The sequence below is a fragment of the Pseudoduganella sp. genome, assembly GCF_041914865.1.
GTDB lineage: Bacteria > Pseudomonadota > Gammaproteobacteria > Burkholderiales > Burkholderiaceae_D > Rugamonas.
Genome location: NZ_JAYSCO010000002.1, coordinates 32,677 through 56,491 on the forward strand (window position 1 = coordinate 32,677; position 23,815 = coordinate 56,491).

Annotated in this window: 23 protein-coding genes; 6 read left to right on the top strand and 17 right to left on the bottom strand. The window is 64.8% G+C overall.

What is annotated here, in order from left to right:
- Nucleotides 1-67 precede the first annotated feature (67 nt).
- Genes ACE3TQ_RS01125 through ACE3TQ_RS01135 form a run of 3 tightly spaced genes read left to right on the top strand, consistent with a single transcriptional unit; the run spans nt 68 to nt 1,835 of the window.
- Nucleotides 68-415 (top strand): DMT family protein, encoded by a 348-nt coding sequence (locus ACE3TQ_RS01125; protein ID WP_374580060.1) that lies wholly within the window; start codon nt 68-70, stop codon nt 413-415.
- A 31-nt stretch (nt 416-446) separates the two neighbouring features.
- Nucleotides 447-1,292, top strand: coding sequence for a 3-methyl-2-oxobutanoate hydroxymethyltransferase (gene panB / locus ACE3TQ_RS01130; RefSeq protein WP_374580062.1), 846 nt, complete (start codon nt 447-449; stop codon nt 1,290-1,292).
- A gap of 3 nt (nt 1,293-1,295) precedes the next feature.
- A complete protein-coding gene (locus ACE3TQ_RS01135) occupies nt 1,296-1,835 on the top strand; it encodes a UPF0149 family protein (RefSeq protein ID WP_374580063.1) in 540 nt (179 codons plus the stop codon).
- Nucleotides 1,836-1,839: 4 nt separating this feature from the next.
- Here ACE3TQ_RS01135 and ACE3TQ_RS01140 read toward each other — a convergent pair whose 3' ends face one another.
- The 4 genes from ACE3TQ_RS01140 to ACE3TQ_RS01155 are packed head-to-tail and all read right to left on the bottom strand — an operon-like array spanning nt 1,840 to nt 6,911.
- Nucleotides 1,840-3,339, bottom strand: a complete 1,500-nt coding sequence (locus tag ACE3TQ_RS01140; protein ID WP_374580064.1) for an aldehyde dehydrogenase — start codon at nt 3,337-3,339, stop codon at nt 1,840-1,842.
- 3 nt (nt 3,340-3,342) lie between these two features.
- Nucleotides 3,343-4,725 (bottom strand): aspartate aminotransferase family protein, encoded by a 1,383-nt coding sequence (locus tag ACE3TQ_RS01145; RefSeq protein WP_374580065.1) that lies wholly within the window; start codon nt 4,723-4,725, stop codon nt 3,343-3,345.
- 10 nt (nt 4,726-4,735) lie between these two features.
- The gene (locus ACE3TQ_RS01150; protein ID WP_374580066.1) at nt 4,736-6,106 is read right to left on the bottom strand and encodes a glutamine synthetase family protein; all 1,371 of its coding nucleotides are present in this window, start codon (nt 6,104-6,106) and stop codon (nt 4,736-4,738) included.
- Between the two features lie 49 nt (nt 6,107-6,155).
- Nucleotides 6,156-6,911 (bottom strand): gamma-glutamyl-gamma-aminobutyrate hydrolase family protein, encoded by a 756-nt coding sequence (locus tag ACE3TQ_RS01155; protein ID WP_374580067.1) that lies wholly within the window; start codon nt 6,909-6,911, stop codon nt 6,156-6,158.
- 112 nt (nt 6,912-7,023) lie between these two features.
- Here ACE3TQ_RS01155 and gabD point away from each other — a divergent pair, with 112 nt between their 5' ends.
- Nucleotides 7,024-8,478 carry an NADP-dependent succinate-semialdehyde dehydrogenase gene (gene gabD / locus ACE3TQ_RS01160; RefSeq protein WP_374580068.1) on the top strand — a complete coding sequence of 485 codons (1,455 nt, stop codon included), beginning with the start codon at nt 7,024-7,026 and terminating at the stop codon, nt 8,476-8,478.
- A gap of 6 nt (nt 8,479-8,484) precedes the next feature.
- On the opposite strand, the gene ACE3TQ_RS01165 is transcribed toward gabD, so the two are convergent.
- The 11 genes from ACE3TQ_RS01165 to ACE3TQ_RS01215 all read right to left on the bottom strand — a co-directional run bounded on the left by ACE3TQ_RS01165 (nt 8,485) and on the right by ACE3TQ_RS01215 (nt 20,809).
- Entirely contained in the window at nt 8,485-8,877 is a 393-nt protein-coding gene (locus ACE3TQ_RS01165) for a hypothetical protein (RefSeq protein ID WP_374580069.1), read from the bottom strand.
- Between the two features lie 2 nt (nt 8,878-8,879).
- A complete protein-coding gene (locus ACE3TQ_RS01170; RefSeq protein WP_374580070.1) occupies nt 8,880-9,392 on the bottom strand; it encodes a penicillin-insensitive murein endopeptidase in 513 nt (170 codons plus the stop codon).
- Nucleotides 9,393-9,555: 163 nt separating this feature from the next.
- Nucleotides 9,556-9,987, bottom strand: a complete 432-nt coding sequence (locus tag ACE3TQ_RS01175) for a DUF1778 domain-containing protein (RefSeq protein ID WP_374580071.1) — start codon at nt 9,985-9,987, stop codon at nt 9,556-9,558.
- A gap of 88 nt (nt 9,988-10,075) precedes the next feature.
- The gene (locus ACE3TQ_RS01180) at nt 10,076-12,799 is read right to left on the bottom strand and encodes a molybdopterin-dependent oxidoreductase (RefSeq protein WP_374580072.1); all 2,724 of its coding nucleotides are present in this window, start codon (nt 12,797-12,799) and stop codon (nt 10,076-10,078) included.
- 3 nt (nt 12,800-12,802) lie between these two features.
- Entirely contained in the window at nt 12,803-14,017 is a 1,215-nt protein-coding gene (locus tag ACE3TQ_RS01185) for an NAD(P)/FAD-dependent oxidoreductase (RefSeq protein WP_374580073.1), read from the bottom strand.
- Nucleotides 14,014-14,364, bottom strand: a complete 351-nt coding sequence (nirD, locus tag ACE3TQ_RS01190) for a nitrite reductase small subunit NirD (protein WP_374580074.1) — start codon at nt 14,362-14,364, stop codon at nt 14,014-14,016. Before nirD ends, ACE3TQ_RS01185 begins: the two co-directional genes overlap by 4 nt.
- Nucleotides 14,365-14,379: 15 nt before the next feature.
- Nucleotides 14,380-16,920 carry a nitrite reductase large subunit NirB gene (gene nirB, locus ACE3TQ_RS01195; RefSeq protein WP_374580075.1) on the bottom strand — a complete coding sequence of 847 codons (2,541 nt, stop codon included), beginning with the start codon at nt 16,918-16,920 and terminating at the stop codon, nt 14,380-14,382.
- The gene (locus ACE3TQ_RS01200; RefSeq protein ID WP_374580076.1) at nt 16,917-18,218 is read right to left on the bottom strand and encodes an MFS transporter; all 1,302 of its coding nucleotides are present in this window, start codon (nt 18,216-18,218) and stop codon (nt 16,917-16,919) included. Before ACE3TQ_RS01200 ends, nirB begins: the two co-directional genes overlap by 4 nt.
- Nucleotides 18,219-18,468: 250 nt before the next feature.
- Entirely contained in the window at nt 18,469-19,593 is a 1,125-nt protein-coding gene (locus ACE3TQ_RS01205; RefSeq protein WP_374580077.1) for a CmpA/NrtA family ABC transporter substrate-binding protein, read from the bottom strand.
- A gap of 37 nt (nt 19,594-19,630) precedes the next feature.
- Entirely contained in the window at nt 19,631-20,224 is a 594-nt protein-coding gene (locus tag ACE3TQ_RS01210) for an ANTAR domain-containing response regulator (RefSeq protein ID WP_374580078.1), read from the bottom strand.
- A gap of 30 nt (nt 20,225-20,254) precedes the next feature.
- Entirely contained in the window at nt 20,255-20,809 is a 555-nt protein-coding gene (locus ACE3TQ_RS01215) for a TauD/TfdA dioxygenase family protein (RefSeq protein ID WP_374580079.1), read from the bottom strand.
- 88 nt (nt 20,810-20,897) lie between these two features.
- Between ACE3TQ_RS01215 and ACE3TQ_RS01220 the strand changes: the two genes are divergently transcribed.
- Both ACE3TQ_RS01220 and ACE3TQ_RS01225 read left to right on the top strand, forming a co-directional pair.
- Complete coding sequence (locus ACE3TQ_RS01220; protein WP_374580080.1) at nt 20,898-21,509, top strand: DUF2238 domain-containing protein; 612 nt, start codon at nt 20,898-20,900, stop codon at nt 21,507-21,509.
- 12 nt (nt 21,510-21,521) lie between these two features.
- On the top strand, nt 21,522-22,427 hold the full coding sequence (locus ACE3TQ_RS01225) for an AEC family transporter (RefSeq protein ID WP_374580081.1): 906 nt from the start codon (nt 21,522-21,524) through the stop codon (nt 22,425-22,427).
- On the opposite strand, the gene ACE3TQ_RS01230 is transcribed toward ACE3TQ_RS01225, so the two are convergent.
- Nucleotides 22,428-23,159 (bottom strand): pilin, encoded by a 732-nt coding sequence (locus tag ACE3TQ_RS01230; RefSeq protein ID WP_374580082.1) that lies wholly within the window; start codon nt 23,157-23,159, stop codon nt 22,428-22,430.
- A 60-nt stretch (nt 23,160-23,219) separates the two neighbouring features.
- On the bottom strand, nt 23,220-23,807 hold the full coding sequence (locus ACE3TQ_RS01235; RefSeq protein ID WP_374580084.1) for a UdgX family uracil-DNA binding protein: 588 nt from the start codon (nt 23,805-23,807) through the stop codon (nt 23,220-23,222).
- Between the last annotated feature and the right edge of the window lie 8 nt (nt 23,808-23,815).

Consider the following 23,815-nt stretch of genomic DNA (forward strand, 5'->3'; position numbering starts at 1 on the left):
CTGCGGAATTTGCACCCATGGCTTCCGGGCGCGGTATGATCCGCCTTTGAAAGAAAAGGATCCCAGAATGCAAATTCCAATCTTCGTGCAGACCGTCGGCCTGCTCATCCTGTCCAACATCTTCATGACCGTTGCATGGTATGGACACCTGAAGAACTTCTCTAACAAATCCTGGCTGGTGGCAGCCCTGGTCAGCTGGGGCATCGCCCTGTTCGAATACCTGATCCAGGTGCCGGCCAACCGCATCGGCTTCACCCAATACAGCCTGGCGCAGCTCAAGATCATGCAGGAAGTGATCACCCTCGGCGTATTCGTCCCCTTCGCCATGTATTACATGAACGAGCCGTTCAAGACCGACTTCATCTGGGCCGGCCTGTGCCTGGTGGGCGCTGTGTACTTCATTTTCCGCAGTTAGAATAGCGTTTTTAGATTTAAAGGACATTCCCATGTCTGGAAACATGCAGCAGAACCCATACCCGGCACCCACCCGCGCCGTTCCCACCAAGGCGGTCACGATCCCTTCGATCAACGCCCTGAAAGCGGCCGGCGAAAAGATCACCATGCTGACCTGCTACGACGCCAGCTTCGCCTCCCTGATGGACGGCTGCGGCGTGGAAGTGCTGCTGATCGGTGATTCGCTGGGCATGGTGTGCAACGGCCACCAGTCCACCCTGCCGGTCACCGTGCAGGACATCGCCTACCACACTGCAGCGGTGGCGCGCGGTGCCAAGAATGCGCTGATCCTGGCCGACATGCCTTTCGGCTCCTACGGCACGCCCGAGCAAGCCTTCCACAACGCCGTGCAGCTGGTGCAGGCCGGCGCGCACATGGTGAAGATCGAAGGCGGCGCCTGGGTTGCTGAAACCGTGCGCTTCCTGGTTGAGCGCTCGATCCCGGTGTGCGCGCACCTGGGCCTGACCCCGCAATCGGTGCACACGCTGGGCGGCTACAAGGTGCAGGGCAAGACCGTGGAAAGCGCCGACCTGCTGAAGCAGGATGCGCTGAAGCTGCAGGCTGCCGGCGCGTCCCTGCTGGTGCTGGAAGCGATTCCGACCGCGCTGGGCAAGGAAGTGACCGAACTGTTGTCGATGCCGACCATCGGTATCGGCGCCGGTCCGGACTGCTCGGGCCAGGTGCTGGTGATGCACGATATGCTGGGCGTGTTCCCAGGCCGCAAAGCGCGCTTCGTGAAGAACTTCATGGAAGGCCAGACCTCGATCCAGGCTGCGGTATCGGCCTATGTCGACGCGGTGAAGAACGGCACCTTCCCGGCACTGGAGCACTGCTTCTAAGCCATGGGCGCCCCACTCGACGACGACGAGTACGACCTGCTCGACGACCTGCTGGCCGCGATGGGCCCGCAGGCCATGGACGTGGCCAAGCTGGAAGGCTTCCTGACCGCGCTGGTGGCCGGCCCGGCCGACCTGGCGCCGCAGGCGTGGCTGCCGGCGGTCTGGGGCGGCGCGGCAGGCAGCGAGGAAGCAGCCGCGCTGGCCGTGCGCCATTACGACTACATGCGCCTGTGGATGCAAAAGGACCCGGGCAGCTTCGAGCCGATCTACGAATGCGGCGGCAGCTGGACTGCGGAGGCGTGGTGCGAAGGTTTTATGGCCGGTGTGGCCATGGCGCCCGAAGCCTGGGCGCCGCTGCGCGCGCAGCAGCCGGCGCTGCTGCTGCCGTTCCAGGCGCCGTTGAACCCTGCCAAGGTCGCGCCGTCCGTCATCAAGATCAATGCCTTCTTCCATGCGCCGCAGCCGAAGGTGGAAAAGGCTGGCCGCAACGACCCTTGCCCTTGCGGCAGCGGCAAGAAGTTCAAGAAGTGCTGCGGCGCGTAAGCGCTCAGACCTGGATCCAGGTCGTCTTCAACTCGGTGTACTTGTCGAAGGCATGCAGCGATTTGTCGCGGCCGTTGCCTGACTGCTTGTAGCCGCCAAACGGCACCGTGATGTCGTCGCCATCGTACTGGTTGACGTGCACGGTCCCCGCCTTCAGCGCGCGCGACGTGCGGATGGCTTTCGAGATATCGCGGGTCCACACCGCTGCGTGCAGCCCGTACGGCGTGTCGTTCGCCTGCCGCACCGCCTCGTCCAGGTCCGTGAACGACAGCACCGACAGCACCGGGCCGAAAATCTCTTCGCGCGCGATCTTCATCGTGTTCTGCACGCCGTCGAACAGGGTCGGCTCGACATAGAAGCCGCCCGTTTCCTTGCGCACCGCCTTGCCGCCCGCCAGCAGTTTGGCGCCCTCCTCGCGGCCCGATTCGATGTAGCCCATCACGGTGTTCATCTGGATCGAATCGACAATCGCGCCCATGACGGTTTTCTCGTCGAGCGGGTCGCCCGGCGCGTAGGATGGCACCATGGCCAGCGCCTTCTCCAGGAACTTGTCCTTGATCGACTCCTCGACGAACAGGCGCGATGGCGCGTTGCAGCTCTCGCCCTGGTTGAAATAGATGGAGCCGACCGCCGCAGCTACGGCGGCGTCCAGGTCCGGGCAATCGGCGCAGACGATGTTGGCCGACTTGCCACCCAGCTCCGTCCAGGCGCGCTTGAGGTTGGACTGGCCCGCCATCTGGATGATCTGCTTGCCGGTGCGGGTGGAGCCGGTAAAGCCGATGCAGTCGACATCCATATGCATGGCCAGCGCGGCGCCGGCCTCGTTGCCGAAGCCCGGCAGCACATTGAACACGCCGGGCGGAATGCCCGCCTCCACCGCCAGCTCCGCCAGGCGCAATGCCGACAGCGGCGATTTTTCGGACGGCTTGAGCACCACGCTGTTGCCCGCCGCCAGCGCCGGCGCGATCTTCCACGCCGCCATCAGGAGCGGGTAATTCCATGGCACGATGGCGGCCACCACGCCGACCGGTTCGCGCGTGATGAGCGCCAGCGAGTTGGCCGGCGTCGGCGCGATCTCGCCGTACACTTTGTCGATCGCCTCGCCGTACCAGCGGATGCAGTTGGCCGCGAGCGATACGTCGACCACCTGGCTGTACTTGATCGGCTTGCCCATATCCAGCGTTTCCAGCAGCGCCAGTTCGTCCTTGTGCTGCATCATCAGCTCGGCGAACTTCACCAGCACGCGCTTGCGCTGCGCAGGGGCCTGGCCGGACCAGCGCCCGCTGTCGAAGGCGCGGCGCGCCACCGCGACCGCCTGGTCCACGTCCGCCGCGTCGCAGCGCGCCGTCTGCGACAGGTAGCGGCCGTCGATCGGCGACAGGTTGTCGAACTTGCGCTCGCCGCGCGCCCAGGTGCGCTCGCCGTTGATGAAGGCGCGACCATCCAGGGTCAGGGCCTTTGCCTTGTCATGCCAGTTGACCGCCTCTTTAGCGCTTTTTGCCATGGTTCAGACCCATCCCCTCTGTTGTAAGTCCTTATAGGTATCGTCCAGGCAGCGCCGGATCAGCGCCACCATCTCGTCGATCTGTTCGCGCGTCATCACCAGCGGCGGCGCGATGATCATGCGGTCGCCCACGGCGCGCATGATCATGCCGTTGTTGAACATATAGCCGCGGCATACCATGCCCACTTCCAGCTTGGGATCGAAGTACTCGTGGCCGTGGATGGTGGGCCCCTTGCGCCGCACCAGGTTCAGCCCCGCGACGAAGCCGCAGCTGTTGGCGTAGCCGACCAGCGGGTGGTCGGCCAGCGTGCCAAAGCGCTGCGCCAGGTAGGGACCGGTATCCTCCGCCACGCGCTGCACCAGCTGCTCGTCTTCGATGATGCGGATGGTTTCCAGCGCGGCCGCGCAGGCGACCGGGTGGCCGGAGTAGGTGAAGCCGTGCGCGAACTCGCCGCCCTGCCCGATCAGCACATCCGCCACGCGCTCGCCCACCAGCACGCCGCCCAGCGGGATATAGCCGGACGTGACGCCCTTGGCGAAGGTGATCAGGTCCGGCCTGATGCCGAAGTAGTCGCTGGCGAACATGCGGCCGGTGCGGCCGAAACCGGTGATCACTTCGTCCGCGATCAGCAGGATGCCGTACTTGTCGCAGATGCGCTGGATCTCCGGCCAGTAGGTACGCGGCGGGATGACGACACCGCCCGCGCCCTGTATCGGCTCGCCGATGAAGGCGGCCACCTTTTCCGCGCCGACATCGAGGATCTTCTGCTCCAGCCAGGAGGCGGCCTCGATGCCGAATTCGTCCTCGCTCATGCCGCGCCCTGCCTCCAGGTAGTTCGGCTGGCGGATATGCACGATGCCGGGGATCGGCAGGCCGCCCTGCGCGTGCATGCCTTCCATGCCGCCCAGCGAAGCGCCAGCCATGGTGCTGCCGTGGTAGGCGTTGAAGCGGCTGATGATGGTGTGGCGCTGCGGCTGCCCCAGCAGGTCCCAGTAGCGGCGCACCATGCGTACATTGGTGTCGTTCGCCTCCGAGCCGGAGCCGGTGAAGAACACGTGCCTGAAACCTGCCGGCGCAATCCCGGCCAGCTTGGCGGCCAGCTTCACCGCCGGCACATTGGTGGTGTTGAAGAAGCTGTTATAGAAGGGCAGCGTCTCCATCTGCTCGAACACGGCTTTGGAGATGCTGTGCCGCCCGTAGCCGACGTTCACGCACCACAGGCCGGACATGCCGTCCAGGATCTTCTTGCCTTCCGAGTCCCACAGGTAGATGCCCTCGCCGCGCACCATCACGCGCACGCCGCGCTCGCCGAGCGCCTTGTGGTCGGTGAACGGGTGCAGGTAATGGGCGTGGTCGTGCGCCTGGATGGTTTTGGTATCGTCCATCTCCGCCTCCTTACACGTGCAGCAGCAGGTGCTCGCGCTCCCACGGACTGATGACGGTCATGAACTCCTGATGCTCCAGGTCCTTGATGGCGGCGTACACGTCGATGAAACGCTCGCCCAGCACGAAGCGCAGCTTGTCCTCGGCACGCAGGATCTTCAGCGCCTCCGGCAATCCTTGCGGCAGCTCGTACTTCATGTCGTAAGCGCTGCCTGTGGTGACCTGGGTCGGCTCCAGCTGCTCGGTCATGCCCAGGTAGCCGCAGGCCAGCGTCACCGCCAGCGCCAGGTAGGGGTTGGCATCGGCGCCGATGATGCGGTTCTCCACGCGCCGGTCCTGCACGCCGGATTCGGGCACGCGGAAGCCGACGGTGCGGTTATCCATGCCCCACTGGATATTGATCGGCGCCGCCGTGTGGCGCACCAGGCGGCGGTAGGAGTTCACATACGGCGCAACGATCGCCAGCGCGCTCGGCATGTAGCGCTGCAGGCCGCCGATATAGGCTTTGAACAGCTGCGACGGCGAGCCGTCCTGGTTGCTGAAGATATTCCAGCCGGTGCGCGCATCGACCACGCTCTGGTGGATGTGCATGGCCGATCCCGGCTCGCCCGCCATCGGCTTGGCCATGAAGGTGGCGTACATATGGTGCTTGAGCGCCGCTTCGCGCAAGGTGCGCTTGAAGAAGAACACTTTGTCGGCCAGGCCGAGCGGCTCGCCGTGCAGGAAGTTGATCTCCATCTGGCCGGCGCCGATTTCGTGGATCAGCGTATCCACGTCCAGGCCCATCATGTCGCAGTAATCGTAGATGTCCTCGAACAGCGGGTCGAACTCGTTCACCGCGTCGATGCTGTACACCTGGCGGCTGGTTTCGGCGCGGCCGCTGCGGCCGACCGGTGCTTTCAGCGGCAGGTCCGGATCGGAGTTCTTGTCGGTCAGGTAGAACTCAAGTTCGGGCGCAACGACGGGCCTCCAGCCCTTTTCCTCAAACAGCTTGAGCACGCGGCGCAGTACCGAGCGCGGGGCGAAATCGACCAGGCGGCCGTCGCTGAAGTAGCAGTCGTGGATTACTTGCGCCGTCGGGTCGGTGGCCCACGGCACCATGGTAATGGTGGTGGGATCGGCCTTCAGGATCATGTCGCGGTCGGTGCTGGAAATGGCGCGGTCATAGGCATCGTCCTCGGTCGGATAATTGCCGGTGACGGTCATGCCAAGCACCGCTTCAGGAATGCGCATGCCGCGCTCCTGGGTAAATTTACCGCGCGGGAGTATCTTCCCGCGTGCGACGCCGGTCAGGTCGGGGACCAGGCATTCGATCTCGGTGACTCGTTTTTCATTGAGCCACTCGTCCATGTCGGTATAGCTGAAATTTTCGCGGATTGCCATAGCTTCCTCTCAGGTAGTTTAGAAAACAGCACTACTGAAGGAAGGCCACCTAAGGGATGCGGTCCCTGTGCACGCGGCATGCGAGACCGAATGCGCTGAACATGCGCATCGAGTCGTGGTTTTCTTCAACGCGCCATTCGGGGTGCCATTGCACCGCCAGTGCGAACGCAGGGGATGCGGCGACGGAATAGGCTTCCACCAAGCCGTCGTCGGAGCGTGCTTCCACCTGCAGGCCGGGCGCGAGCCGGTCGATGCCCTGGCCGTGCAGGGAGTTCACTTGTATTTCGCTAGCTCCATCCAGGATGTGGGCCAATAATCCGCCCGCTTCGAGTTTAATGCGGTGCGACGGACCGTATTGCTGTTCCAGCGTCTGCGTCTTGTCTTCGCGATGGTCGAAATAGCCGGGCACCGTATGCACCGACTGGTGCAGCGTGCCGCCCAGCGCCACGTTCACCTCCTGGAAGCCGCGGCAGATGGCCAGAAGCGGAATACCGCGCAGCAGCGCGGCGCGCACCAGCGGCAAGGTGGTGGCGTCGCGCGCAATGTCCTGCGGCAGCGATGGGTCGAGCGTTTCCTGCCCATACAGGCGCGCCTGCACATTGGAGGCGGCACCGGTCAGCATGATGCCGTTGGCAATGCTTAACAGGCTTTCGATATCCGTGGCGTCGCCGAGCGGGGGCACCAATAACGGCTGGCAGCGCGCTCCCACAGCTACCGCATCAACGTATTTGTTTTGTGCGGCGTAGCTGGGATGAGAGCCAATTTTATGGCTGCAGGCGGGGACCAGTACGATGGGGCGGCGCATTTCAGTTCTTCAGTAACTTGGTGTGCAATTTGATCTTATTCCCAATTTGCGATTGTGGCAACCGGGCAGTGTGATACTGGGTATACTTGGATTTTTAGTTTGGAGGTGAACCATGTTGACCCTGAAAGATCCCAGCCTTCTGCGCCAACAGTGCTTTATTGCTGGCGAATGGTGCGATGCCGAGGGGGGCGCAACGATCACCGTCACCAATCCCGCTACCGGGGAAACCATCGGCACCGTGCCGCAAATGGGCGCGGCCGAAACGCGCCGCGCCATCGAAGCAGCGAATGCGGCATGGCCGGCCTGGCGCAAACAGCCGGCCAAGGCGCGCGCCGCCATCCTGCGCAAATGGAATGACCTGATCCTGGCCAACGCCGATGACCTGGCGCTGCTGATGACAGCCGAACAAGGCAAGCCGCTGGCCGAATCCAAAGGCGAGATCACCTACGCCGCATCGTTCATCGAATGGTTTGCCGAAGAGGCCAAACGCATCGCCGGCGAAACCCTGGCATCGCCGTGGCCGGACAAACGCGTGATCGTGACGCGCGAGCCGATCGGCGTCAGCGCCGCCATCACGCCATGGAACTTCCCTGCCGCGATGATCACGCGCAAAGCCGGTCCCGCACTCGCGGCGGGCTGCCCGATGGTGGTCAAACCGGCCGAGCTGACGCCGTTCTCCGCACTGGCATTGGCCGTGCTGGCGGAGCGCGCGGGCGTACCGGCGGGCGTGTTCAGCGTCATTACCGGCGCGTCGCGCGCGATCGGCGGCGAGATGACCTCCAACCCAATCGTGCGCAAGTTGAGCTTCACCGGCTCCACGGCGGTCGGCCGCCTGCTGATGGAACAATGCGCGCCGACCATCAAGAAGCTGTCGCTGGAATTGGGCGGCAATGCGCCGTTCATCGTGTTCGACGACGCGGACCTGGACGCCGCCGTGGAAGGCGCCATCGCCTCCAAATACCGCAACGCCGGGCAGACCTGCGTGTGCGCCAACCGCATCTACGTGCAGGACAGCGTCTACGATGCTTTCGCCGCCAAGCTGGTGGAAGCGGCCCGCAAACTCAAGGTCGGCAACGGCGCCGACGAGGGTGTGACGCAAGGCCCGCTGATCGAAGAGAAGGCCGTCGCCAAAGTGGAAGAGCATATCGCGGATGCGCTCGGCAAAGGCGCACGATTGCTGTTGGGCGGCAAACGGCATGAGCTGGGGCACAGCTTCTTCCAGCCCACGGTATTGGCGGATGTGGGCGCCGACATGCTGGTGGCGCGCGAAGAGACCTTCGGCCCGCTGGCGCCGCTGTTCCGCTTCAAAACCGACGAGGAAGCGGTGGCACTGGCCAACGATACGGAGTTCGGCCTGGCGGCCTATTTCTACTCGCGCGACATCGGCCGTATCTGGCGCGTGGCGGAGGGACTGGAGAGCGGCATGGTGGGCGTGAACACGGGCCTGATCTCGACCGAGATAGCGCCATTCGGCGGCGTCAAGCAATCGGGCGTGGGGCGCGAAGGGTCGACGCACGGCATGGACGACTACCTGGTCATCAAGTACATCTGCATGGGCGGGGTCTGAACTGCGTTAGCAACTCACCCTAACATCTCCTTCGCCGCTGCGAAGATTAATCCCGATCCAGCAGCGGTAGTGGAAGTCTTTCTGGTGATCCAGGCGCGCCGTGTAAGTACACGAAACGCCCTTGTTGCGGCGTTCCCGATCTCGCGTCTCTGAGCTGCATTTAACCTTGGCATCTGGACCAATCTGATCGAACACTTCCTTGGCAGCCTTCCCTTCCAGGAGAATCGAAAGCGCTCGATCATTCCTCGTTGGCAGTTCGGCATATGCGGTTCCTCCAGAGTGGATCATGTAGCTTCCCTGGAGTTTTTCCCATTTACCCAATCCCAGAGTGTCGTCCGCCTTCGCCTGCAGCGGCAGTTGCAGCACCGGAAGAAGCAACAACATGGTGAACTTATGCATGGCTATCCTCGAAGCTCTACGTGGAAGTGATCATCGTGGTTCTTCAATGGAATGACAAACGGGACTCCTGGACCATTGAAGAAGACTCGAATAACGGGTGAGAATACACGGAATAGTTCAATTAACTTCTCGGTCCCAGCCCGGTCATACTGTGAATCCCTCCAAGTCACAGGCAACTCACGTCCATCCTTGCGCAATGGACGAATGTCCACTTGTAACCCATCCATATGTGATTTGTGATCTTCGTGTTTCCGTCCTCCTGGCAAGCTGATGTCCCCGACGCCGAAGCGTCGGCTGTCAATCGCTTGCCACTCCAGCCCAACGCGCAGAATTGTCGTCATCATTATTGGATGTGCGTATTGCCACGCACCTTTGGCTGGCCTCCTATCCAGTTTTCCGTAGACATAGTACCCCGAGTCCATCGGAGACTGAGGCAGCATGAAATACGTTCGTTCATCCTGCGGTTGGTGTAGTGAGTGATCAATCGGTGCCATGATCTCCCCCCCTAAACGCATCTATTAGTGGAGAGGCACCAGCCGCCGGAGGTATTGCCCCCAAGCCCCGCCGATCTTTTGCTGCAATAGCCATACCGCCCCCCGAATATTGGTTCCAGGAGCAACTATCTTGCACAGAGGTGTCGATGACAATCTTGAGCAACGTCAAAGCGTTGCAGGTAAATTAAGCGATTCGCGCCGAAAGGCTCTCAACCAGCAGATTTTTCAGTTCAGGTCCGCGAGGGCCGCAATTGCCGCCGGCTTCTTTATAGGAGCCGGTTGCCGGACCGATGTCAGCACCCGCCGCGATGGGGCGGCCAGCCATATTCGGACGGCTGCGAGGGCATTTGCTTTGCATCGTCTTCCGTATCCGCTCATTGGGCTGGGCTGAGCGGTCTAGCCACTTCAGGAGTTCCGCGTAAGCCTCAGGGCTGACAACCATCAGTGCACGGTCTAGCAGCGTTTCTTCAACCGCGCGGAGTACCGCCTCCAGGATAAAGTCGGAAGGCGTTTTGCCTGCAAAAGCCGCCGCGCAATAAATCAGTTCGCGCCCGGCTCGCGGAATCCGCAGATTCGGAGTGTCACGCGGTGTGTTAGTAGCTTGGGTTGTGCTCATGATCCTGTTCCTTCCGATGACCTCACATAAGGTACTGCATCGCAGTAACAAAGTCGTTCCGATCGGGCCGCAGCCAGCGGGACCGCGTTCAAGTCGGGACTTCGGCGTTGATTTCCAACCGCGTTTCCGCGAGGATTTTCTTCAACTCAGGCACACAGGATCCGCAATTGCCGCCGGCTTTCACGCAGGCGGTGATCTGCGCCGGCGTGGTGAGGTCTTTCTCGCGGATGGCGTTGCAAATGGTGTTGCGGCCTACGCCGAAGCAGGAGCAGACCGTTGGTCCGGCATCGGCGCCGGCCGCGATCGGGCGGCCTGCCAGCAGGGCGGCGCGGTCGGCCAGTTCAAGCTTCTCCTTCCCGAACAGGCTGGCGAGCCATTGGCGCGCGGGCAGGTCCGGCCGGGCTGAGATGAAGATGCATTGGACGATGCGGTCGTCGACCAGGTGCGCGGCGCGGAAGACGCCGGAGCTGCGGTCGGCATATTCGAGCCAGTCGGCGTCGTCGTCCCTAATGCCGAGCAGGCTGCGTGCCCATTCACCGAAATCTTCAATCGTATTGCGGCCTGCCAGCTCGTAGCGCTGGAAGTCCTTTCCTTGTACTTTGGTCCAGTAAGCCAGTGCATCCAGTTGCAGCGCGTCGCGGCTCAGGATGAAGCCGTGCCATTTGACCGGGAAGCGGTCAATCGTCACAGGGGTGTGCTTGAATTCCGGTTCGCCGGAAACGGGATCGACGGCTGGATTTACCACAGCGCCGATGCGGGCGTCGGAGGCGGTCTGGCTGTTCCAGTGGATCGGCACGAAAGCGCTGCCGCGCGCAATGCCGCCGCCATGCTGGACGCGCGCCACCATGCTGCCCCATTGGCTGGTGACGCGCGCCAGCTCGCCTTCCTTCACGCCGCACAGCAAGGCGTCCTGCGGGTGCAGGTCGATAAAGGCCTCGGGGACATGATCGGCCAGCTTGGGAGCGCGGCCAGTGCGCGTCATAGTGTGCCAGTGGTCGCGCACCCGGCCGGTGTTCAATGTGAGCGGGTAGTCGCCGTCCGGCAGGTTGGCCGGGGCGCGCGGCACCGTCGGCACGAAACGCGCGCGGCCGTCCGCATGCGAGAAGCGGCCGTCAGCGAAGGGGCGGTCCGCCGCGGATGGATGGGCCGCGAGGGCCAGGGCGCCGGCAGGCGCGGGCCATTGCGTTGGCGGGAGTGCATCAAAGGCGGCTTCGCTGAGCGTGGCGAGGGCGCCAATGTTGAAGGCGCGCGGCAAGTCGCCGGCGGCGTTGCGCCAGGCGCTGAGGCGGGCGTGCTCGGCGAAGATTTCGGCGGCGCTGGCGTAGCCAAAGCCGTCGTAGCCCATGCGCAGGGCGAACTGCGACAGGATCAGCCAGTCGGCCCTGGCCTCGCCCGGCGCAGGCAGGAAGGCGCGCTGGCGCGAGATGCGGCGCTCGGAGTTGGTGACGGTGCCATCTTTCTCGCCCCAGGCCAGCGCGGGCAGCAGGACGTCGGCGTAGGCGTTGGTATCGGTGTCCCGCACCACGTCGGAGACGACGACCAGCTCGCAGCGCTCCAGCGCACGCCGCACCTGGTCGGCATTGGGCAGGCTGACGACAGGATTGGTGGCGATCACCCAGACCGCTTTGACGCGGCCTGCCTCGATAGCTTCAAAGAGGTCGACCGCCTTCAGGCCCGGGCGCTCGGCGATGCGCGGCGAAGACCAGAAGGTTTGCACGGCGTCGCGGTGGGCAGCGTTGTCGAGGTCGAGGTGCGCGGCCAGCATGTTCGCCAGCCCGCCGACCTCGCGCCCGCCCATCGCATTCGGCTGGCCGGTGATGGAGAACGGGCCCATGCCCGGCTTGCCGATCCGGCCGCCGAGCAGATGGCAGTTGATGATCGCATTGACCTTGTCGGTGCCGGCGCTGGACTGGTTCACGCCCATCGAGAAGCCGGTGACCACTTTCGCGGTGGCGGCGAACGATTCGTAGAACTCCATCAGGTCCTGCAGGTTGACGCGGCAGGCACGGGCCACATCTTCGGGCGCGATGTCGGCGGCGGCCAGCGCGTCTTGCAGCCCGCTGGTGTGGGCGGCGGCAAAGGCCGGATCGACCGCGCCGATACGCGCCAGGTAGCTGAGCAGGCCGTTGAACAGCCACACATCCGTGCCCGGCTTGATCGGCAGGTGCAGGTCCGCCAGCTCGCAGGTGGCGGTGCGGCGCGGATCGACCACCACGATCTTCATTCCCGGCCGCGCCTCCCTGGCGCGCGCCAGGCGCTGGAACAGGATCGGGTGGCACCAGGCCAGGTTGGAGCCGACCAGCACCACCATGTCGGCGTGCTCGATGTCGTCGTAATTGACCGCCACCACATCTTCGCCGAACGCGCGCTTATGTCCCGCCACTGCGGACGACATGCACAGGCGCGAGTTGGTGTCGATATTGGCGCTGCCGATGTAGCCCTTCATCAGCTTGTTGGCAACATAGTAGTCCTCGGTCAGCAACTGGCCGGAGACGTAGAAGGCCACGGCATCCGGGCCGTGTTCATCGATGATGGCGCGCCACTTGCCCGCTACATGGTCGAGCGCCTCGCCCCAGGCCACGCGCTGCGGCGGCGCGCGGCGCGCGCCATCGGCCACGCGCTCGCGCAGCATCGGGTACAGCAGGCGGCCCTCCAGTCCGATGGTCTCGCCCAGCGCCGATCCCTTCACGCACAGGCGGCCCTGGTTGGCCGGGTGCGAGGCATCGCCCGCAATATCGAATCCGCCATCGCCGCGCGGCGTTGCCGTCACACCGCAGCCTACGCCGCAATAGGCGCACGTCGTCTTAATCATGGTTCACGCGGCCTGCGCGCACAGCGCCTGGCCAAACAAGAGGTGGTTGCGCAGCGACGAGATGTCGGTGCGGTTCTGGATCAGGTCGAAATACCAGGGGCCGTCCTGCACGTCGCCGTAAAGAACCGCGCCGGTGATGCGGTTGCCGTCCAGCACCAGCCGCTTGTACACGCCGCGGCGCGGATCGCGCAGCACCAGGTCTTCGCTACCCTCGCCGCCGATGAAATCGCCCACCGAGTACAGGTCGACCCCGGTCACCTTCAGTCGCACCGGCGTCACCTGCTGCACATAGCGGCGGTGGCCGGCGCCGGCCAGGTGTGCGGCGCACACGCGCGCCTGCTCCCAGATCGGCGCCACCAGGCCGAAGGTGGCGCGGCGGTGCTGCACGCATTCACCCACGGCGTAGACGCGGGGGTCGAAGGTCTGCAGCGTGTCGTCCACCACGATGGCGCGTTCGCAATGCAGGCCGCTGCGCTTGGCCAGCTCGATATTCGGCCGCACGCCGGCCGTCATCACCACCAGGTCGGCCGGGATCTCGCTGCCGTCGGCAAAACGCACCGCCGTCACGCGCCCGGGGCCGACGATCTCGCTGGTCTGCGCCGCCATGCGGAAGGCCAGGCCTTTGTCCGCCAGCGCCTTCTGCAGCAGCTGCGCGGCGGGCTTGTCGAGCTGCTGGTTCATCAAGGCATCGGTGGCGTGCACCACGGTCACCTGCATGCCCTGCCGCTGCAGGCCGTTGGCCGCCTCCAGCCCGAGCAGGCCGCCGCCGATCACCACGGCGTGGCGCTGGTCGCGCGCGGCGGCCAGCATCTGCTCGACATCGTTGATGTCGCGGAAGGCCAGCACGCCCGGCAGCCCGTGGCCCGGTACCGGGATGATGAAGGGGCGCGAGCCGGTCGCCAGCAGCAGGCGGTCGTAGCGCACTTCCAGCCCGGAGCGGGCGCGCACCAGGCGGCGCTTGCGGTCGATGTGCTCGACCGGGTCGCCGGTGTGCAGCGTGATGCGGTTTGCCGCGTACCATTCGCGCGTGTTGAGCATGATGTCATCCACCGACTTCTCGCCCGCCAGCACCGGCGACAGCAGGATGCGGTTGTAGTTGCCGTGCGGCTCGGCGCCGAAGACGGTGATGTCGTACATGTCCGGCGCCAGCTTGAGCAGCTCTTCCACCGTGCGCATGCCGGCCATGCCGTTGCCGACCACGACCAGGGCGGGTTTCATGCGCCGACCCAGACCTTTCCGCCTTCAATACGGGCCGGCCACGTCGGCACGGAGTGCTCCGGCGCTTCCAGGCATTCGCCCGTTTGCAGGTCGAAGTGGTGCTTGTAGATCGGCGATGCGACCACCAGGCGTTCGCCCAGGTTGCCGACCAGGCCGCGCGACAGCACGGAGGCTTCGGCGTTGGGGTCGTAATTGCCGATGGCGAAGACGCGGCTGCCCTGGCCGTCGTCCATGCGGAAGACGGCGACCTGCTGGCCTTGCAGCAGCGCGCAGACGCCGGTGTTGGGGAGGATCTCTTCCACGTTGCAGATGGCGGTCCAGGCGGCGGCGGATTGGTCTCGGTGCATTTTGCTGCTCCTTTTTTAGAACCGGGAAACCAGGGTACGGCCCGAAGGGCCGGACCCTGCGCTTCGTTCTTCGATGGTGGCGGGGCGGATCTGGCCGCGCTCCTGCATGAAGACGACGTTGCTGTCCGGCTCCGGGCTGTTGACGAAATGGCGGAAGCGGGCGCGCGTTTCCGGGTTGTTGACGGCTTCCTTCCATTCGCAGGCGTAGCTGTCGACAACGCGCTGCATGTCGGCTTCCATCTCGGCGTTGATGCCAAGCTTGTCGCTGATGATTACCGCCTTCAGGTAATCCAGGCCGCCTTCCAGGTTTTCGCGCCAGGTGCTGGTGCGCTGCAGGCGGTCCGCGGTGCGGCTGTAGAACATGAGGAAGCGGTCGATGTAGGCCACCAGGGTCGGCTTGTCCAGGTCGGATGCCAGCAGCTCGGCGTGGCGCGGCTTCATGCCGCCGTTGCCGCATACGTACAGGTTCCAGCCCTTCTCCGTGGCGATGATGCCGACGTCCTTGCCCTGCGCTTCGGCGCACTCGCGGGTGCAGCCGGACACGCCGAATTTGATCTTGTGCGGCGTGCGCAGGCCCTTGTAGCGGTTTTCCAGCTCGATGGCCAAGCCGACCGAATCGCCCACGCCGTAGCGGCACCAGGTCGACCCAACGCAGGACTTCACCGTGCGCAGCGATTTGCCGTAGGCGTGCCCGGTTTCGAAGCCGGCGGCGATCAGCTCTTCCCAGATCAGCGGCAGCTGCTCGACGCGTGCGCCGAACAGGTCGACGCGCTGGCCGCCGGTGATCTTGGTGTACAGGCCGTACTTCTTCGCCACCTGGCCGACAGCGATCAGGCCTTCCGGCGTTACCTCGCCGCCCGGCATGCGCGGCACCACCGAGTAGGTGCCGTCTTTCTGGATATTGCCAAGGAAGTAGTCGTTGGAGTCCTGCAGGCTGGCGTGCTCCTTCTTCAGCACGAAGTCGTTCCAGCAGGTGGCCAGGATGCTGGCCGCCAGCGGTTTGCAGATATCGCAGCCCAGGCCCTTGCCATGGCGCGCCAGCAGTTCCTCGAAGGTCTTGACCTGGCCGACGCGGACCAGGTGGAACAGCTCCTGGCGCGAGTGGGCGAAGTGCTCGCAGACGTGGTTGTTCACGTCCATGCCGAGCTTCTTCATCTCGGCTTTCATGACCTGCGTCACCAGCGGCACGCAGCCGCCGCAGGAGGTGCCGGCGCCGCAGCATTTCTTGAGGGCGCCGATACTGGTGGCGCCGCCCGCCACCGCCTCGCAGATAGCGCCCTTCGATACGTCGTTGCAGGAGCAGATCTGCGCGCTGGCCGGCAGCGCGTCCACGCCCAGGCCCGGCCTGGCGGCGCCGTCCGCTTGCGGCAGGATCAGGAACTCCGGCGCTTCCGGCAGCTCGATCCTGTTCAGCATCATCTGCAGCAGGGTGCCGTATTCGCCGGCATCGCCCACCATCACGCCACCCAGCAGGTACTTGCCGCAACCGGAGACGACGATCTTCTTGTAGACCTGCTTGCGTTCGTCCGTGAACTGGTAGGAGCGCGCACCTTCCGCCCTGGCGTGCGGATCGCCGATGCTGGCCACGTCCACACCCATCAGCTTCAACTTGGTGCTCATGTCGGCGCCGCTGAATTCCGCACCGCTGTCGCCCAGGATATGGCGCGCCGCGACGCGCGCCATGTCGTAGCCCGGCGCCACCAGGCCGTACACCATGCCGTTCCACAGCGCGCATTCGCCAATCGCGTAGATGTTCGCATCGGTCGTCTGGCAGTGGCTGTTGATGGCGATGCCGCCGCGCGGCCCTACTTCCAGGCCGCACTCGCGCGCCAGGTAGTCGCGCGGGCGGATACCGGCGGAGAACACGATCATATCGGTTTCCAGCGAGCTGCCGTCGGCGAACTGCATGCGGTGGGTGGCCCACTCGCCCGCTACGATGCCGGTGGTGTTCTTGCCGGTGTGGACGGTCACGCCCAGTTCTTCGATCTTCTGGCGCAGCACGCGGCCGCCGCCGTCGTCCACCTGCACCGCCATCAGGCGCGGCGCAAACTCCACCACATGGGTTTCCAGGCCCATGTCGCGCAGCGCCTTGGCGCATTCCAGGCCGAGCAGGCCGCCGCCGATCACCACGCCGCTTTTGGCGCGCGCGCCGCATTCCCGCATCGCCTCCAGGTCCTCAATGGTGCGGTAGACGAAGCAGTCCTTGCGGTCCTTGCCTTCAATCTGCGGCACGAAAGGGAAGGAGCCGGTGGCGATCACCAGCTTGTCGTATTCCAGCACGCTGCCGTCGTTGACGGTAACCTGGCGCGCAGCCGGGTGGATAGCCAGCGCGCGCGCGTTCAGGCGCAGCGCCATGTCGTCGCGCTCGAAGAAGCCCGGCTCCACCAGCGACAGCTCCTCCGCGCTCTTGCCGCTGAAGAATTCCGACAGGTGCACGCGGTCGTAGGCAGGACGCGGCTCCTCGCACAGGACGGTGACCTGCAGGCCGCTGTCGCGCGGCAGGCTTTTCAGGAACTGGTGGCCAACCATGCCATGGCCGATGACGACGATCTTCATGCTGCCGCTCCTGCGATGGCGTGTTCTTCCACGGTGGACTCGCTGAAGCGCGCCGCCAGCGCGCACAGCGCGGACATGGCAACCAGCAGGCCGAGGATCCACAGCGTCTGCTGCGTGTTGCCGGTGCCTTTCAGCAGGAAGCCCGCCGCCACCGCGCCCACATTGCCGCCCGCGCCGATGATGCCGGCCACGCCGCCCAGTGCGCGCTTGTCGATGAACGGCACCAGCGCATAGGTGGCGCCGCAGGCCATGTGGGTGAACAGGCCGAACACCAGCATGGCGGCCACGGCGAACAGCACGCTGTCGGCTTTGGCAAAGAACAGCAGGCCGATACCCTCGCCCAGCATCAGCACGAACAGCAGGGTGACGCGGCTATTCAGGCTGCCGCGCAGGGCCGCCTTGTCGGACAGCCAGCCACCCAGCGCACGGGCGAACAGCGCCAGCAGGCCGAAACTGCCAGCCGCCATGCCGGCCTGCGCCAGCGACAGCTTGAAGGTGTCCACGTAATAGGTGGCGGCGATGTTGTGGATGAAGATCTCGACACCGAAGCAGGCGCCGTAGGTCACGAACAGCATCCAGACGCGGTAGTTGGCAGCGGCCAGCCTGAAGCTCGCCCAGCCGCCCTTCTTGCCGCCCTCCAGCCCGACACCGGCGGCGCGCAGGTCAGCGTAGTTACCTTCCGGGCAGTCCTGGGTGAACCGATAGTAGACAAACGCCATGAGCAGCATCAGTACGCCCGGCACCACCAGGGCGGCGCGCCAGCCCATGGTTTCGCCGACGCCCAGCATGACCATGGCCGCCATGATCATCGGCATGGTGGACTGCACCACCCCGCCGCCCGCATTGCCCCACCCGGCGGCTGCCGCATTGGCGGTGCCGACCACGTTCGGCGCGAACATCACCGAAGTATGGTACTGGGTGATGACGAAGCTAGCGCCCACCGCACCAATCAGCAGGCGGAAGAAGAGGAAACTCTCGTAGGTCTGCGCCGCCGCCACGCCCAGCACCGGGATGGCGCCCAGCAGCAGCAGGCCGGTATAGGTCTTGCGCGGGCCGTAGCGGTCGCACAGCGGGCCGATGATGAGGCGCACGATGATCGTGATGGCGACGGCCGCGATGTTGATATTGGCGATCTGCGCCGGCGTCAGGCCGAATTCCCCTTTTATCACGGGCATCAGCGGCGCGCAGGCGAACCACGCGAAGAAGCAGATGAAAAACGCCATCCACGTCAGGTGGAAGGCGCGCATCTGCGGCGTTGAGAACGAAAACAGTTTGATGCTGGTCGCTTTGCTGGCCATGGTGTGGTCCCCAAAAACAAAAAGGCGCCCGCGCAGCACCAGCCATCGATGGCAGTGCCGCGCGGACGCCGTTGTCCGGTAGCCGGTCCGCCGTTAGACCGGTGCTTTACCTATGCTTTGCAAGAGCTGTGCCAGCTGCTGTTCCCCCGGCAAAGGCCCGCCAGCACCCGCGCCGGGGCCCGATTTCGCCATCTCGCGGTGCATCGCGCCCAAGAATGGTGCACCGCAATAGCGCACGCGCCGCACCATCTCAGGCATGGATCGGGAACGAATCGACGTAACGCTCGGGGTAGCGACCGTCCCAGGTGCGGCCGTCCATCAGCACGGAAGTGCGCAGGGTGCTTTCCGGCACCGGCGTTTCGGTCATCTCGGCCGCCTCCTTGTACAGTGCCACCTGGTGCACCTTGAGCGCGACACCTATATAGTCCGGCGCTGCCTTGAGCAGGCCCCAGCGCCGGTGCTGGGTCATGAACCACATGCCGTCCGACAGGTAAGGGAAATTGGCCGCGCCTTCCTGGTGGAAGCGCATGCTGTGCGCGTCCTCCCAGCTGCGGCCCATGCCGTCTTCATAATGGCCGAGGATGCGCTGCCAGATCACTTCCTTGCTGGTGTTGACGTATTGGACGGCGGAGATGATCTCGGCCATCGCCATGCGGTTGGCCGCGCTGGCGTCGATCCAGCGGCTCGCCTCCAGCACCGCCGCCACCAGGGCGCGCGACGTGTTCGGATGGCGCCGCACGAAGTCCTGGGTGCAGGCCAGCACCTTCTCCGGATGATCGGGCCAGATCTGCTGGCTGGTGGCGATGGTCACGCCCACGCCATCCATCACGGCGCGGTGGTTCCAGGGCTCGCCGGCGCAGAATCCGTCCATATGGCCGGCCGCCAGGTTGGTCGCCATCTGCGAGGGCGGCACCGTGATCACGCGTGCCTCGCGCAGCGGATGCACGCCGTGCGCCGCCAGCCAGTAGTACAGCCACATGGCGTGGGTGCCGGTGGGGAAAGTCTGTGCCCAGCGCAGCTGGCGTTCGTGCGCCAGGGCGGCCACGCCCGGGCCGTCGGCCACGCCCTCGTCCACCAGGCGGCGCGACAGCGTGATGGCCTGCCCGTTGCGGTTCAGGTTCATCAGGATCGCCATATCGCGCCGCGCGCTGCCGATGCCAAGCTGGGTGCCGTACACCAGGCCATACAGGGCGTGGGCGGCATCCAGCTCGCCGGTGAGCAGCTTGTCGCGCACGCCGGCCCACGAGGTCTCCTTGCTCAATACGATGCGGATGCCGTGCTTGCGGTCCAGCCCCAGCACGGACGCCATCACCAGCGAAGCGCAATCGGTGAGCGGGTTAAAGCCAACCCTGACTATGTCTTTTTCAATCTGCATGCCTTCACTCCTGCCGTGCGCGCACCAGAACGGTGCGTCAGCCCAGCAAATCCTCCGCGTCCAGGATGCGCTGGGCCAGCTCGGCCAGCTTCAGGTTCTTGTTCATGGCCATCGTGCGCAGCTTCTGGAACGCCTGCTCTTCGCTCATGCCGTGGCGCGACATGAAGATACCCTTGGCGCGGTCGATCACCTTGCGCTCGGCCAGCTTCAGGCGCGTGCCTTCCAGCTCGTCCAGCAGCTGCTGCTCGCGCCGGAAGCGCACCAATGCCACGTCCAGCACCGGCTTCACACGCTCCGGCTGCAGGCCCGCCACCACATAGGCGGAAACGCCGGCCGCCATGGCTGCCTCCATGGAGGAGGCCTTGTCGTCTTCCGTGAACATGACGATGGGGCGGCGCTCGTCGCGAGTGGCGATGACGATGTGCTCCAGCACGTCGCGCGCATCCGATTCGGCATCGACGATGATCATGTCGGGCTGCAGGCGGGCGATGTGTTCGGGCAGGTGGAAGTCAGCTGGCAGGGAGGCCAGCAGCTCGTAGCCGGCCTCCGCCAGCCCGCAGTGCAAAGCGTGGGCGCGTGCCTCGCTTTCGTGCGCGGGGTGGATCAAAACGATGCGTAACTGACGGTTCATGCCTCCTGTCTTGCAAGAACCGCGCCAGCATTACATGGCGCGCACCGGCGTGACGCTGTGCGGGTCCCAGAACAGCAGGTCCTGCGGCTGCCAATGGTGGCGATACAGGTGCTGCGGGCGCACGGCATGGGCATGCAGTTCGTGCAGGATTTCGTCGCTCTCGGCGGGGCTGGCGCCAACCAGGCGGGTGGTGGCGGGATCGGCCACCAGCAGCGAGCGGCGGCCGCTTTCCGGATGCAGGCGCACCAGCGGCAGCGGTCCCGCCGCGCCATCCTGCTCGGCGCGCACGCTGTGCACCACCCGCCTTAACCCCACAGGCAAGGTGTCATAAGCCAGCTGCAGGTTGATGAACAAGGCCGCCTCGCCTTCCGGCGCCAGCGAGTGCGCCACCAGGCGCCGGCCCACCACTTGCCGCAGGCGCGGGGAGGTGCGCTGGCGGCGGAACACCAGCAGGTAATGGTCGGCGAGGGCCGACTGCAGGCGGTCGGCCTCGTTCTCGTCCAGGTCCTGGCGAAGCTTGTAGTCGATGATCTCCGCGCCCAGCGGCGCGTCGAGGATGTGGATGTCGAAATGCTGGCTTTTCATGTACGCAGTCTATGCCGCTGCGATTGCGTTGGAAACGAATCGTTTTTGATATTAATATGCGACTTTTGCCGAACACTGGATTTCCCTTATGGAGCGCACAACTTCCCCTTTCCACCTTATGCTGCTGGCCGCAGTGCTGGCCGTGCTGGCATGGTCCGGCATTGCGCCCTACGACCGCGTAACGTGGTGGCTGGAAGTGGCGCCCGTGCTGATCGCCGTGCCCTTGCTGGCGGCAACCTACCGCAGCTACCGCCTGACCGACCTGCTGTACGCGCTGGTGGCGGTGCATTGCGTGATCCTGATGGTGGGCGGCGCCTACACCTACGCCCGCGTGCCGTTCGGCTTCGACCTGCAGCAGTGGCTTGGCCTGTCGCGCAACCCGTATGACCGCATCGGCCATTTCGCGCAAGGCTTCATCCCGGCCATGGTGGCGCGCGAGATCCTGCTGCGCGGACGGCACCTGGCGCGCGGCAAGATGCTGGCCTTTGTCGTGATCTGCATCGTGCTGGCGATCAGCGCCACCTACGAGCTGATCGAATGGGGCGCCGCCGTGGCGCTGGGCCAGGGCGCCGACGAATTCCTCGGCACCCAGGGCGACCAGTGGGATACGCAGTCGGATATGTTCATGGCGCTGCTGGGCGGCGCGGCGGCCCTGCTCACCCTCTCGCGCTGGCACGACCGCCAGCTCAATAAGCGTTAAGCCCGCAGCGGGATGCTTGCCGCCATCCTCCCGGTTTTCCTGCTGATCATGCTGGGCGTGGCGATCCGCCGCGCGCATTGGATGCCGGAGGACTTCTTCCCCTCGATGGAGAAGTTCTCCTATTTCATCGCCTTCCCCGCGCTGCTGTTCACCGGCATCGCCAAGCTCGATTTCCATGGCCGCATGGTAGGCGAACTGGCGCTGGCCACCCTGCTGCCCACCTTGATCGTGGTTGGCCTGTGCCTGCTGTTGCTGCTGCCCTGGCGCGGGCTACCCGACGCCAGCCGCTCGTCCGTGGTCCAGGGCGCGATGCGGCCCAACAGCTACTTCGGCATCGCCGTCTCCACGCTGCTGTTCCCGCCGCAAACCAATGCGCTGGTCATGCTGGCACTGGCGCTTTGCCTGCCGGTGGTGAATGTGATTTCGATCCTCGCCTTGTCGTGGTGGAGCGGCAGCAAGATCGCACCGGCGGCGGTGGCCAGGACCCTGGCCACCAACCCCATCATCCTCGCCACGCTGGCAGGCATTGGCGCCAGCATCGGCGGCGCGCAGTTGCCGGCGCCGCTCCTGAACACACTGGACATCCTCGGCAAATCCGCGCTGGCGCTTGGCCTGCTGTGCGTCGGCAGCGGCCTGGTATTCTCGTTAGAAGGCCTGCGCCCCGCCGCGCTGGCGCTCACTTCCGCCCTCAAGCTGCTGGTGCTGCCCCTGGTAGCCGCGCAAGTATGCGCGTGGTTCGGCGTCAGCCAAGCGGTAACGCTGGCCGCGTGCTTCTACTGCGCCCTGCCCACCGCCCCCAACGCTTACATCATGGCGCGCCAGCTCGGCGGGGACGCGCGTTTGATGGCATCCCTGATTACCTTGCAGACGCTGCTGGCGGCGGTCACTATTCCTGCCGTCCGCCTGCTGGCGTTTTGACTACAAGCTAAACGGTTCGGCTGCGCTGTAGCGACAGGCGCTGGGCAGAAGCTTTTTCTGGATATCGCCATGCAGGCAGCGCCACACAATGTAGCCGTCCTTATCCCATGCAGGCGCCATGTAGAAAGTTTGGCCTGACATCGGCGGTTTTTCCATAGTAATTTCCAGCTGCGCCGTTTGCTGGTTCACCACGATGCTTCGCACGCCTTCAGGAAGATCTTCCTTATAGCCTGCGTCTTCGATCGTCGCCGGAAGGCGCTTCTTGGTAATGATGTGCGCCCCAACGTGCTTGGTCATACGTTCCAATGCCATTTCCAGGCGAATGTCCGGTGTACTCGGCCCGTACCCGTAGTAAAGGGGAATTAATAGCGCTGCCATGATACCGGTGACGGGAATCAGCACCAGGCAAGCGCCCCAGATGCTCCAGCGGCGCTGCACGCGGTTGAAGTGCTCGATATCGTCCCAGCGCTTATTCTGCCACGCCCATTCGCGCCCGTTCACGCCAAGGACAATGGCGATGATGAATCCGAGATAGGGCACCAGCGCCAGCAAGCCAATCCAGGTGCGGTTGCCGATGGCCCAGATCCAGCTCATGAAGAACGCGCCCCACGACCACCCCGGCACTTCCGGCGGAATCGGGTGGCCCTTGCCAAGGCCGGAGCTGTTTCCTCCCACGGCTTCCGTGAAGTGCGCTTGCGGCGCCGCGTAGACATTCTGAACCTTCTCCGACATTCTTTAACCCATGGTTGGCAAAATGCCACGATAGCAACCGACAGTAGCGCTGACAACTGATTAGAGCAAGCGCTCGGCGGCAAGCAGGGCGTCGATGATGGCCTGGCGCGCGGCGGCGCGTGCTTCGCTGCCGGGGACGCGCAAGGCGTAGGCGGGGTGGTAGGTGGCGATGATCCAGCGGCCATCGCGCTCGACCGGCTGGCCCAGGTAGTCTTTCAGGGCAACCGCCGGACTTTGCAGGACTGACTTGAGCGCGGTGGCGCCAAGGGCGACGACCACGCGCGGCGCCACGCTTTGCAGCTCGGCTTCCAGCCAGTAGTGGCAGGCGGCTACTTCCTTTTGGGCGGGCGTTTTATGCATGCGGCGCTTGCCACGCAGCTCCCATTTGAAGTGCTTGACGGCGTTGGTGATGTAGACCTGGCGGCGGTCGATGCCGGCGGCAGCCAGCGCATCGTCCAGAAGTTCGCCGGCCGGGCCGACGAAGGGCTTGCCGGCGCGGTCTTCCTGGTCGCCCGGCTGTTCGCCCACCAGCATCAGCTTCGCGTGGCGCGCGCCTTGTCCGCCGACGGGCTGGGTGGCATTACGCCACAACTCGCAGCGGCGGCATTCGTCCAGCGTGGCGGGCAGCTGTTCCGGCTTGGCTTGCATGCGCCCAT